This window comes from Bacillus cereus group sp. TH152-1LC, assembly GCF_027710505.1.
GTDB classification, from domain to species: domain Bacteria; phylum Bacillota; class Bacilli; order Bacillales; family Bacillaceae_G; genus Bacillus_A; species Bacillus_A mobilis.
Map to the genome: position 1 here is coordinate 1 of NZ_JAQFNK010000048.1, position 12,743 is coordinate 12,743.

The following is a 12,743-nucleotide window of genomic DNA, read 5'->3' on the forward strand; positions in this document are numbered from 1 at the left end:
AGTATGACAAGCTATTCTTCGAATAACTCCTCATACTTATATAGTACGAAAGACCAGCTTATGGCTGCTCTGGTTTCCCGTTTATTAATTTTTGAACTAAATCTGTTAATGTGGCCACATCGTTTGCTAGGGTCGTAACCTGCTCTTTTAGTTGTTTATTCTCACCTTTAACAGTAGTTACCTCTTCGTTAAATTCATGATACTGCTGTTGGAAAGCTGCAATAAAGATCGAAACAGTATTATATAAATTAATGGCCCGTTTCTCTTTATCTGTAAATATATCTTCCGTATCATCTGCAATCATACCGAAATACGTTTCAATTTCTTTTGTTGTATATGGTTCTGTTTTTTCTTCCGGCTTGTTTACACGCATTTGGTACAGATCATACATATCATCCTTGAAGTTGTACTGTTTGATAGCTAAACTCATGATTTTATCAAGAGCTGAAAAAGGAATATCTTTTATATTCTCTTTCATATTTCTAGCTGACGTAGGATTAAATGCTTTGGCCCACATTTGACCATTGGCATTTACATTCTCATTCGCTCGTAGCGTTCTTAACTCTATATCTCGCCATCCATTACCATACACATCTTTAATTTGTAAATTCATATCATAGCCTGATACAAGACTTGCTCTTAGCATTAATCTTCCCATGTTTAAATCATGATCATTAACACCATTGGCAAAGTATATACTGTTACCAGTACTTTTTCTATCAAAATGAAACTCACCATAGTCATTTTTAAAATAATGTGGCTCTGTGGTTGTCACTATAAACTTTCCGTATCCTGGAGCCCATCCCACTGAGTTAAAAACAATGTCATTCAAATTGTCAAAGTATAATCTTCCGGCTGCATATGCATAAAGATGTCCACCGTCATTCTGCATTTGAATATATGATGACCATATATTAGTGCCTTCTGCATTTTCTCCTTTAGAAATCCCAAACTTTGCATACGCTTTAGAAGGTTGATCAACTCCATTAATTCGCGGCATGACTTGATAAATATAAAACGATCCTGTGCCGGCGTATTTTCTATTATCAGAACCAAGGACTAATGAAGGTTGAATACTTCCATCATTTGCTTCCATAAATCCTATATAACCACGCGGCCTATCTGCATCGAAAATCTTCATGTCTTGCTTATTTATTTCAACAAATCTACTTCCACTCGTTTTAAGTGTTACTCCTTCTAAAACTTGCCCTTTGATATGATCCGCTGTAATAAAACCTCTTAAGTTAATCCTATTCGCATTCAAAGTAATGTTTTCTTTACTCATATTGAATGCTGCGATTACATCATTTTCTTTTACAGATATACGAACGCCCTTTTCAGTTAACTGAAGACGGGTTTCCATATCTCTTACATAAGATGATGTGGCAAATTGCCCATTTGCTTGATCTTTTGTATATACCTCTGTCTTTTTGGCTGAAGCATTGATCCCCTGTTCATTGATAATAAAGCGGTTATCAATCAAAGTCATTTTTTGATTAAATTGCTCAGTTGCAAGTTTGTTAGCTAATTCGCCCAACAAATCTTGTTTATTTTTATCAACGGTTTGCTTCAACTCAGGTATCTTAAATCCAGCAACATAATTCTCTACTTGTTTAAGCTCAACTTTCGCTCCAATTGCTGTTGCCTGTTGTTCGAGTTTTGTATTTGCATCAGTAAGCTTTTTCCCTTGATCTGATACTACATTATTTAAATTGCTCACTGTGGAAGATAATCCAGTTGCTGTTTGTTCCACTGTAGTCATGCGTTTTTCGAATCCATCTTGACTATTCTGCACCTTAGATACAGTATTTTTTACACCATCCACACTTTTTTCAATTTCGGTTGTTTTTTTCGTGAATTCATCGGTTGATACTTGGTCTTCTACTGCTGGTTTATAGTCTGTTGCTTTATTTCCAATTTCAATTTGCCATTCTTTTAATTCGATCATGCCTTTAACATTACGTAATAGCGTTTGCGGATTGAAAACCTCAATTGCCTTATCTTTAAGATTATAAGTAAAGGAATATGTTTTCCATTCTTGGTTTGCGTTAACATCACTTTCGCAACGAACACCAGGCCATAATTGTTCACCATCTTTATACTTAATCCACACTTCTACCCCAGCCCATGGATTCGGTGTTCCCTTTTCATATCCAATAGTTCTAGCTTTAAAGCTAACAGTAAACTGCTGCCCTTGTAACATCGATAAACCATCCGGCACAATTTTAAATGACTTATTTACTATATTAGACACTGTTGTTCCTGTGTCAGATTTAAGTGTGCCACCTGTACTTAACAGAATGTTACGTCCACCAATCTTCATATCATCAAACTTTTTCTCCACACTACTCAACTTCTCGGTGACCTTTCCTGCTTCTTCTTTAATTTCAGTTGTTGTTTTCTTAAGCTCACTTGTTGTTTGTTGTACATCAGAAATCGTCTTTTTCGTACCTTCCACAGTCGATTCAACCGTATTTAATTTATTACTGATTTCAGTATCTGTTTTTGTTAACGATTCAATAGAAGTTTTAAATCCATCTGCGGTTTGCTCTGATTTCGTTACACGTTCAGTAAGCTTTCCTTGTTCATTTTGAACATTAGAAACAGTAGTGTTAATCCCTTTAATAGTAGTCTCAATTTCTACTGTCTTTTTGGTAAAGTCAGTTGTTGTTACTTGATCTTCTGGTGCTGGTATCCAGTCTGTAGGCTTGTTTCCAAGCTCAATTTTCCACTCCCTAAAATCCACATAAATATCCGCTTGTTGGACCTTTGGAGTTGAAAGGATAAATCTAATTCCAGTATATTTAGACAGGTCATTTGGCATTGTAAGAGTGGTCGATATAGTAGCCCAACTACCATTAACTTCAAATGTTTTATTTCTATCAGGAAATGGAAATTCTGAGCTGCCATATAACAGTGCCATCAATGTCATACTCATTGCTTTTGATGCCCTAACTTTGTGAGAGAAAGTAACCTGCCTACCAGCAATATTATCCGATACGTTTGATAGTAAAAATCCATTATACAAACTAAGCGTAACAGTATCTGTACCTTTTTTAGAGTTCTTAACCCTTAAAAACTTAACTGTACCTTCCGTTTGTTCAGATACATCTATTGGATAGATAGGTGCATTATTAGAATAAATTACTGGCAATTGACTATTTAGTAATATATTACGAACACCAATTTCAGTATTATCAACTTTAGTTTTAAGTTCAGTAAGGGTTTGTTTCGTCCCCTCAGCTGTTGTCTTAATTTCGTTCGTCTTCTGCTCTAGCTGTGATAAACCTTCATTCGTTCTCTTTAATTCAGACTTCTCCGCTTTCTGTGTAAGAGCTTCATTCGTTTGACCAATCGATGTATTAATATCCTTGAATTTCTGTACGTTCCCTTGTTTATCAGTTTCATAGATCTGTTTCCCTATAAAACCATTGTTAATTTCTTCTTTTGTAAACACTCCAGATTTATCGGCTTTATCTTTTAACTGTGTATGAATCCATGTTTGATCCACTTTTCCATTGACTTGCTTTTGAACATCTACTATTTGTCCAGCTATTTCTTGCGCTTTACCTTCCACACTTTGAACCTTTTGATTTAACTCCGTTTTGGCGGACTCAATATCTTTATTTACCTGCTCAAGTGTTTCTTTCTTAACAGATTCAACATCAGGTACAACCGATTCCCAAGCTGCGCCTGTCCATATTTTCAAAATACCAGGCTTTCCATTACTAATATCACGCCAAAGTGTTTTATAAGGTTTAAGTCCCGTTGTCGGTGGATTCTTAGCTTCAATGATGTCTACCGTGTTATTTTTAAGATTCTCTTGAACCTTTTCAGCCAATGTTTTCGCTGCTTCGGATTCTTTCTTAGCATTATTAGCTGTTTCATTTGCATCTTTCACTAATTTATCTAACTGATCTATCAGTTCTTGCTTACTTCCTAGTGAACTAAGAATACGCTTATAAATCTTTCGTAGTTCTTCATTTGGATCAGTAATTTCGCGGTAATCACCAAATGAGTATTTATCTTGCAAAGGATTCGTATGTGATTCATCACCAGCGATTGCCCTTGCTTCTAAATAAAGCTTAGGTGTAAATCCAACATCTTTAATTCGGATTGTATCTCCTTCATTGATTAACTCGTGAGCTAGTCCAAATACACGGCCTATACTTTGTGCTTGAACATCATAAGAAATAGAAGTATTCACACGTTTTGCTAACTCTGTTTTCATAAGAGTCAATAAACGTTCTGGTGTTATATCTTGTTCTGTTTCTGGTGTGTAAAATCCAAATTTATGTTTCCCTTTTTCGTTCCAACGTTGAAAAGCATCATTATCTACAATATAGGGCATACCTTTGTTTATATCTGCAATAGTGAGAACTTCTCCACCTTCTTTTTTGATAAAGCCGATTAAAGCTGTACAAATGTTTTGTGAGTTCTCAATACGTTTGATTCCAACTAAATCTTTACCTAACGTGACTTCTTTTCCTGTTTCTCTTCCTCTTTTTTTCACCATGTCTACATACCAACCTGCAATTTGAGCACCTACCACCTCAACACGGTATATCATTTCTAGTTCAAATAGGGAAGCAATCTTTTTTAAGAAACTCAATGGATCTATAAATTCATCAATAGTCATAGAATGAAATCCAGCATACTCCGTTTTACCGCGCTTCCATTTTGTCCCTATAAGAGCAATATCCATAAATTCATTTACTGTCTTACCTTCAATTTTCTGTGGACGAATATAGTCATCTTTAGCAAGATTAATCCATGCACCTGATGCATAAGTAATTGCGGATCTATCGTTAGGGTCTTTTTCTACTTCAGTGATTATATACGGAACAATACGCCCATCCCTTACTTCTTTTAATACTAAATTTTGTTGCATAAGTGTTGCTGCATATGTCGTGTTATCAAATACTTTAAACTCTAAAGTATCGATATTATTCTTGATTTCCCAATGACGTTTATCATCCCAATAATCTTTTGGTTGTATAGCTGAAACGATTTGACTCGTTTTAAAATCAATAACATGCAAGACTCCACTTGGTGTTCTCATCTAAATCGCTCCCTATATTTAACCTTTGCTGTTCCGATATCAGAAGGCATAATTTCTAGTGTATTCATACCTTTATTAATGACAGGGAAATTACTAAAAATATCCTTCATATTAATTGCATCCTTTCCCTCAATCGTTACATGACTGTTTTCTGTATCAATTACGACTTTATCACCAACATCTACTATATAAGGTGGTGTGTTTTTCGTATTTAAATTTACTTTCCAAAACTTTAAATCACTAACTGACATCGCTTCTACTGGTGGTACATCCTGCCATTGCATAATGCTAATCTGTATTTGAGCTGCTTTTTCCATGTGATAGTTATTTTCATCAGTCCACCTTGCGAAACGTTCTGAATCATCTTTTTCTGTCCCAGGAAGGAATTTGAAATATACGCTTCCCATACGTTTCCTGTTCTAGCTATCCACAATCGACCAAAATATTGATTCCATGTATTCGGATAATCACCGCTTTCATAAATCAATCCTGTTTTCCCTGGCTTATTATCGTATCCAATAACCATCGTTCCAAAATTTTGTTCGGCTTGCCAATAGAGATCGTTCATAGCAATTTTTGAAAGTACCTTACTATTTTCATCGAGTATTGCTATCTCGACTCTTCCCATTTCATTGATTTTCTTACTCTTACAAGTAACGTAGGCTTGCATAATAAAATCTTGAACTGGGCCACCAGGTATACTCTTTTTAACAGCTGCACCATGCCACCCTTTACCTGTTCCAGTACCAAAATCAGAACAATAAAATTGATATTTATCTGATTTCATTTCGCCAACTGGCTCACCATCTTCCATTGAGCTGACTTTACTCCATCCGACCGTAGTAGCCATTTCATCCCATACAATACGTTGATTCCTTTCTACAGGCTTTTCAACAGTTTTTAGTGGTATACCGATACGAAAATAATCTCGATCACTTAAGGATACTCCGCCGAACCATACATCTAAAAAAGTGTTTGGTTTCGTAATGTTAACCTCGATAATAGGATTAGAATGAACAGTTCCTTTGTTTTGAACATTTGCTGTTAACCCAAGCGCACCTGTTTGAAAATCTACTGTTCGAGTAGGTCCTAATTTATAAGGCATTGGACAAATAAATTTCAAAGTACCTTTACCTAACGTAACGAAATCATCAGGATTAAAATCTTCATCAATTATAGCTAAATATGTTCGATCAGGAGTTGCATCAAATACTAGCTCAACTGCTTCTTCTGTAATTAACCATGCTGCTATTTCTTCTTTTAACGTTTCTAAATCCGTTCCATCTGGAACGATAATTCCTACAGGGACAGGAAGCGGACGAGGATCTGTATCCGTTCCTAATAATCTTGCGCCTGGATATCCAGGTGTTTTTAAGAAATTACGTTTTAGAGGTGCCCATGTTGGTGGACTCCATCCTTTTTCTATTTGGATATATTCTTTTCGTTGATTGTTGAATGTAAAAGAGCTCATTTTGACACCCCGTTTCTTTATAAAATAAACCCAAACCTAAAAGTCTGAGTTTCTTTTTACTTCTCTATCTTGATACTCGGTTGTATATCGATAAGTACCCCGCGCAACTTCTCTTCCTTCTAAAATTACAGGCACTTCAATTGCTAGTCCACCACCTGGGACTGCAAATTCACCATTTACCCCTTGACCTTGATATAATCCGTTAGCTTGTAATCCTATATTGCCAACATTAACTGTCGGTACTGCTGCTTCGCTCATTGCTTGAGATGCGCGGTTTATTATGCCGATTGAGTTTTCCATACCAATCGCAAGACCAGCTCCAATATGCTTACCAACTTGATCTCTCATTAATCTTGATGGACTGTGAATGTCAAAGAATCCAGTAAAACCATCTAAAATACTGCTACCGATGGATTTTACCTTATCTAACACTTTTCCAGCCATACTTCCTAAACCGTCTATCAATCCACTTATTATATCTTTACCTATCTTAAATAAGTCGATCTTTCTTAAAGTATCAACAATCTTCGGTATAATATCAGCCACAATTGTAGAACCTAACTGTCCCACCATGCTTACAATACCTTTTATTAATGCCCAAATTAATTGAACACCAGCTTCAAGTATCTTTGGTAAGTTTCTAATTAATTCCCCTGCTAACGTAATAATAAGATTAAGTGCTGCCCCAATTAACTGTGGTAAGACTTGGACAATCCCTGCAATTAACATAAGCAAAATTTTGATACCTGCTTCAAGTATCTTTGGTAAATTCGCAATTAATGTGGATGCTATTTTAACAATTAAATCTAAGGCTGCGTTAATAAGCTGTGGTAAGACTTTTACAATCCCATCGATAATAGCCATTAGAATTTTTATACCGGATTCAATTATTTTAGGTAAGTTTGCTAGTAATGTATCTGCTATTTTCGTTATAAGATTTATCGCTAAATCTATTAATTGCGGTAGCATTTTAATGATTCCATCTATTAAGCTAATTAAAACTTTAACACCAGCTTCAATAATCATTGGTAAATTTGACGTAATTGCTTCAATCAAAGTTGTAATGACTGTAATAATTGCTAAACCGATCATAGGTAAAGCTTGTGTAATACCTGTGATTAGCGAAACTAATAAATTTATTCCTATTTCAATTAACTGTGGTAAAAATGACATAATTCCATTAATAATGGTTTCTATAATCGTTACAGCTATTGGTATTAATTGCGGAATCATCTGCACAATTCCATTAATTAAAGTCATAATTAATTGAAGTCCCGTCTCGATAAGAGTAGGTAAAACCTGTACAATTCCGGAAATTAAGGTTTGAATAATTTGGATTCCCGTTTGAACAATCATAGGAAGATAAGTTGCAATCATTTGTGAAATTGTATTAATGATTCCAACAATGGCTTCAAGGATAATTGGAGCCGCTACAACCAAACCATTCACAAAACTTGAAATCATTTGAGATCCGACTTCAAGAAATTGCGGTAATGCTGTTGTTACAAAGTTAGCTATATTGGTAAAAATATTTGTTATGGTTTCAAGAATAATTCCGGAGTTTGCATTCAAATACTCTGCTATCGCTGGCAAATAACGAGATACCGAGATGAGAACACCAGGAAGCCCACCAATAATCGCTCCCGCTATAGAAGGGCCAATTGTCTTAAAAATCTCTCCTAATTGGCTAAAATCTCCTGAAAAAACAGCTTTCACAGCATCAAAAAGATGAAGACATGCTTCACGTATTTTACTTACTGCCAGTCCTATTATTTCAGCCGCATCCTGGAATCCTTTCGGTAAGTGTGTGATCCAATCATTTAAGTGATCACCATCTGCCGCTGTCCAAAATAGATATTTACCTAACGCTACTAAGATATCGATAAAACTTTGTATTCCACTTATTACGCCAGTGATACTATTTTTAAAACCTTCATTTGTTTGCCACAACTTTTTAATTCCGATTACCAATCCAACTATCGCTGCGGTGGCGGCTATAAATCCACCTACCACTAATGCAACTGGACCAGCAACAGCCCCAATACTTACACCTGCAATTCCAGCTATACTGGATAAGGTGACAAATACCGGGGCTAAGGCCATGCAAGCTCCAATTAATATTCCTAATGCTACAGCAACAGTTGTTAATGCTGCGGCTAATGCTGGATGTGCTGAAACCCAACTCGCAAAAGCTCCAATAATATTAGCTACAATACCCAAAAGTGGCTCAAGTGCCATTTTTAAGTCACCCATTGCTTTTTGGAACTTCACAGCTGGACTTGCATCCATTTTCTTAATCATTGCATTTAACTCTTCTTGACTCACATTTAAATCTATAACTTTACCTTGAGCATTTAACAATGTATCTATAATATTTTGTCCTTGATCTTCAAACATTGTCATTTTGTTATCGTAAAGGCTTTTTATCCTTCTACTTCTTACAGTTCATTTCCTGTAAGTTCGGCATACGTTTTCACTAATAAGTGTCGCGGTCTCGTGGAGGGATTATATCTTTTCACCCTCTATGCTCTGCCCCTGACTATACTTCGTATAACCTTCGGTTCAAGTCAGGAATCTCACCCTTCTTGCTTCATACCGCGATTTTACTTCGGCACAATTTATCATCTACCGAAAAGTTTTACACCAATCTCATTTCGCTTTGTTTCATTTTCAACCTCATTTAAAGCTTTAGCGATACTTGTCATAGCGGTTGAGCCTTCTTTACCGCCTTTTGCTACAGATTGCCCCCATTTTTCTAACTGATCAACTGAAATCTTTGTACCTTCCAAGGCTTCTTTCATTGATTTATCAACACCCTGCCCAAATTCGGCTGCTTTGATACGTCCCTCTTTCAAACCATCTAAGAGATTATCAATATTCCATGTTCCTGTATCAACACCCGCTGCCATAATTGCTTGTACTTCTTCAGCTGTATAACCAGCTCGTGTTAATTGCCCACCATATTCAGCGATAATATCTAATTGCTCAGGTGGGAATCCCATTTTAAAAAGAGAATTTGTTAATGCTAGAGCACTTTCATTAGTTATCCCTAATTCATTCCCGATTTCATTCGATTCTTGAATTAACTCAGTAAAATCAATACCAGCATAAGCTGTAGTAATGGCTGCTGCACCTTTTACAATTGATGTATTAGCTGTATCGCTTACGGTTTTATTTAAAGCCCATTGTCTACGCGTTCCTTCAAGAGCTTCCTCCACATCTACACCATACGCTTCGATTCCTCGAACAGCTTGTTCAACTGATTTCTTAGATGATGCCGGGACTTCAAAAGTTACATCAATTTTCGTTTTTAATTTTGAGGCATCAAGTGCTTTTTCAATTACACCTGAGATGCCACCTGCCGCCATTGCTCCACCTAACATATTTTCTAAACCGATATCTAACTCTTTGAAGCTTTTACCTGCTCTTTCAGCTTCTCGTGAAAGGTCCCTTAAATCATTTCGAACTTGTTGTATTGAATTACCATCATCAACAGAACGAAGCGCACGTTGTAACTTTTCAATATCAGCTTCTGCTCCCAATGCTTCACGACCAATAAGACCAATTGCTTGATCTAACTGTCTACTGGTAGCCGTACCACTTTTAATTGCATTCACAAGACGATTTCCTAACACTCCTGCAAAATCATCAACACTTTTCCCTGTAGCTCTAAATAATGTTTCTAATTGCCTTGTTGAACTCGCTACGTTGTCTTGTTCAGCTTTCATATTTCCAAGCTTATTTTTCAGACCATTAAGTGACCCTTCTGTAAATTCAATTTCACGCCTAAACGCACGATATTGTTCCTCAGAAATCTTTCCATTTTGAAACTGAGCTTGCACTTGTTGTTCTGCTGCCTTCAATTTATCTAGCTTTTGGGTTGTATTTTCAATTGCTTGTGTAAGTAATTGTTGTTTTTGAGCTAATGCTTCAACATTACCTGGATTAAACTTTAACAATCGTTCAACATCTTTTAATTCTTTTGTTAAATCATTACTTCGCTTATTTACATCTTTTAAAGCATTTTGTAACGGCTCTGTATTCCCGCCAATTTCTATCGTAATTCCTTTAATTTTTCCTGCCATTTTCTCACCTCTCTTCTTTAGAAACTATTAAAGTCTGCTTGCGTTGCTTTACGCGTTTTTTCTTGCGGTGGCTTCTGCATTTCTAAATATCCATCGATATAATCAAGGCACATACCAATTGTCATATCTTCTAAATCTGCTTTTGTAAGTTTGCATTTATAACACAAAACAAGGAACGTCTCAGTGGTGAACACATCACCCTGATTCGCTCCTTGTTGACTATTATTATTGCTATCTACAACTTTTTTTTAGATTGAATTGTGGAAGCTATCATATCTTGAATATCTTCTAAAATTTCGATGATTGGAAACTCATCAAATGAATCTAGCCAGACCATTGGCTCTGGTATCTTTGGATCGGCCGTTTTTGCCATAGTCCAAACAAGATTATAGAATACTTCGAAATCCACACTATCTAACTTACTTGGGTCTAGATTTTCCATATCGATTTTTCCAAGTGGTGCTAACTTGAGAAGTTGTGCGAAATAATCCTTTCCAAATTGCGCTTTAAATCGGACTGGTGTCCCTCCTGTACTTTTTAAACGAATGTCTTGGCCATCTACTGTAATTGTCTTTTCCATTTACTATTACGCTCCTTTTGGTGCTGCTGGTTTTTTAACGTATACTTCTTTGTACCAATTACCATAAATTGCTTGAGTTGTTTTAGATGTTGTTTTTGTTTTAACCATTGGTCTTCCACCAGGAGCTAAAACGATTGGACTAGAAACAAACTTCAGTTCATTTGTATTTGGTTCGGCTGAATTTGTTTTTGTTTTAGATGCAATTGTTGGACGACTCGCTGCACAGTTATACATAACATGTCGAGTAGCGTTTATATCGCCATCGAATTCAAATAGTAATGCAAATGGTTTCCCTTTAGCATCAGCTACTTCATTTAATACACCATCTGTCTCATCTAATTGTTCGCCTAACGCATCAATAGCAAATTGTTCTGGGATAGTAGCAATGCTCAATGTTCCATCGTAACCTTGGTTATTGCTTGCTGCGTAATAAAGCATGTCATCAGCGTAGAACTCAATTAGATCTCCTCGTGGATCAAAGGTTAATTCAACCGCACCTGGTAATCGAATCGGTGTACTGAATGTAATTGCACCATCTTTAATTTCATAGAGTGCATAATGGACATTTTTCAGACCGAAAGCTACTTTATTTTCATTCATTTATATCAACCTCGTTCCGTATATTTTTTGATACATTTTTTCAGATTCAATAAAAGTCCCGTACGAGTCATAAGGAATCTCGTGATCGTCTAGGACCTTTTCAAGCTTTGCTTCTGCGACTAAATCTTTTTTAGTTGTATAAAGCTCTATATTTAAATCATTTATTTTGTGATAAACCTTGTTATCTGCCATTAGGTTTGCTGATCCATCCACAAGGAAACAAATATAAGGTGGCGCTGGGACCGGCTTCGTTGGTGTTGCTGTGAAATGCGAATAAGCCACAGGATATCCTGTAGCTTCAAGAATTTTTGTTAATTCACCTAATGTCATTATCCAAGCGCCCTTTCAATCTGTCTTGGTAATTCATTAATTACATACTCTTCAACTGGACGAATATGAACTTGACCTGGAACACGTCCACCGCCAACTTTCGCATGTCCTTTTTCTAAAAGATGTGTTAATTGCCCTTGAGTATTATGAATAACAACACCATTATCTTCTTTTTTCTTACGCCACCCTTTACGATAAGCACCTGTTTTTTTAGGACTGTTTTGTTTTAATTTATTCACAGCAACATCAGCAACTTCTTCTTGCGCTGTCAACAATTCTTCTTCCACAACATGGGCATATCTTTGTAATTCTCTAGCAAGTTCGCTCGCAAAATCATTCATATCAAATATGCTCCTTTGCGATAATAGTCAATGTTTGATACATTTCATCATCATTCATTGGCGGTTCGATAATATCAAAGATACGACCTTTCATATTGATTCGCATTAATTCTGTAATACCTGCTGTATAAGGCATCACAAACCGATAAATTCGTGTAGATTGTGATGCCGAAGCTTCAATATACTCCGAACCTTTTACCGTTTTTATCATTGCCCATGCTTTTTTTACTTCTTGCCAATTACCTGTTTCAACTTCTTGATTCAAATCATCTTT

9 protein-coding genes and 1 pseudogene are annotated in these 12,743 nt (G+C 36.1%); all 10 read right to left on the bottom strand.

Annotated features, from left to right (window positions below; all coding sequences use genetic code 11):
* Positions 1-58: 58 nt before the first annotated feature.
* Entirely contained in the window at positions 59-5,062 is a 5,004-nt protein-coding gene (locus PDL00_RS34035; protein WP_098214541.1) for a phage tail spike protein, read from the bottom strand.
* Positions 5,059-6,533, bottom strand: a pseudogene (locus PDL00_RS34040) (distal tail protein Dit). The gene PDL00_RS34035 and the pseudogene PDL00_RS34040 overlap by 4 nt, the downstream one beginning before the upstream one ends.
* A gap of 36 nt (positions 6,534-6,569) precedes the next feature.
* On the bottom strand, positions 6,570-8,936 hold the full coding sequence (locus tag PDL00_RS34045; protein WP_270733783.1) for a phage tail protein: 2,367 nt from the start codon (positions 8,934-8,936) through the stop codon (positions 6,570-6,572).
* A 218-nt stretch (positions 8,937-9,154) separates the two neighbouring features.
* On the bottom strand, positions 9,155-10,618 hold the full coding sequence (locus PDL00_RS34050) for a hypothetical protein (RefSeq protein WP_098214538.1): 1,464 nt from the start codon (positions 10,616-10,618) through the stop codon (positions 9,155-9,157).
* Between the two features lie 17 nt (positions 10,619-10,635).
* Positions 10,636-10,812 (bottom strand): hypothetical protein, encoded by a 177-nt coding sequence (locus tag PDL00_RS34055; RefSeq protein WP_179884010.1) that lies wholly within the window; start codon positions 10,810-10,812, stop codon positions 10,636-10,638.
* Positions 10,813-10,853: 41 nt separating this feature from the next.
* Positions 10,854-11,198 (bottom strand): hypothetical protein, encoded by a 345-nt coding sequence (locus PDL00_RS34060; RefSeq protein ID WP_000415940.1) that lies wholly within the window; start codon positions 11,196-11,198, stop codon positions 10,854-10,856.
* Positions 11,199-11,204: 6 nt separating this feature from the next.
* Complete coding sequence (locus PDL00_RS34065; RefSeq protein ID WP_006914605.1) at positions 11,205-11,798, bottom strand: major tail protein; 594 nt, start codon at positions 11,796-11,798, stop codon at positions 11,205-11,207.
* Complete coding sequence (locus tag PDL00_RS34070) at positions 11,799-12,128, bottom strand: hypothetical protein (protein WP_098214536.1); 330 nt, start codon at positions 12,126-12,128, stop codon at positions 11,799-11,801.
* Positions 12,128-12,469: an HK97 gp10 family phage protein gene (locus PDL00_RS34075; protein WP_098214535.1), complete on the bottom strand. Its 342-nt coding sequence runs from the start codon at positions 12,467-12,469 to the stop codon at positions 12,128-12,130. The genes PDL00_RS34070 and PDL00_RS34075 overlap by 1 nt, the downstream gene beginning before the upstream one ends.
* A 1-nt stretch (position 12,470) precedes the next feature.
* Positions 12,471-12,743, bottom strand: a 273-nt coding sequence (locus PDL00_RS34080) for a phage head closure protein (RefSeq protein ID WP_270733784.1), incomplete at its 5' end; no start/stop codon positions are given.

Coding starts and splice junctions, on each gene's coding strand:
- PDL00_RS34050 (WP_098214538.1), bottom strand. CDS start 10,618: ATGGCAGGAAAAATTAAAGGAATTACGATAGAAATTGGCGGGAATACA.
- PDL00_RS34045 (WP_270733783.1), bottom strand. CDS start 8,936: ATGACAATGTTTGAAGATCAAGGACAAAATATTATAGATACATTGTTA.
- PDL00_RS34065 (WP_006914605.1), bottom strand. CDS start 11,798: ATGAATGAAAATAAAGTAGCTTTCGGTCTGAAAAATGTCCATTATGCA.
- PDL00_RS34035 (WP_098214541.1), bottom strand. CDS start 5,062: ATGAGAACACCAAGTGGAGTCTTGCATGTTATTGATTTTAAAACGAGT.
- PDL00_RS34075 (WP_098214535.1), bottom strand. CDS start 12,469: ATGAATGATTTTGCGAGCGAACTTGCTAGAGAATTACAAAGATATGCC.
- PDL00_RS34060 (WP_000415940.1), bottom strand. CDS start 11,198: ATGGAAAAGACAATTACAGTAGATGGCCAAGACATTCGTTTAAAAAGT.
- PDL00_RS34070 (WP_098214536.1), bottom strand. CDS start 12,128: ATGACATTAGGTGAATTAACAAAAATTCTTGAAGCTACAGGATATCCT.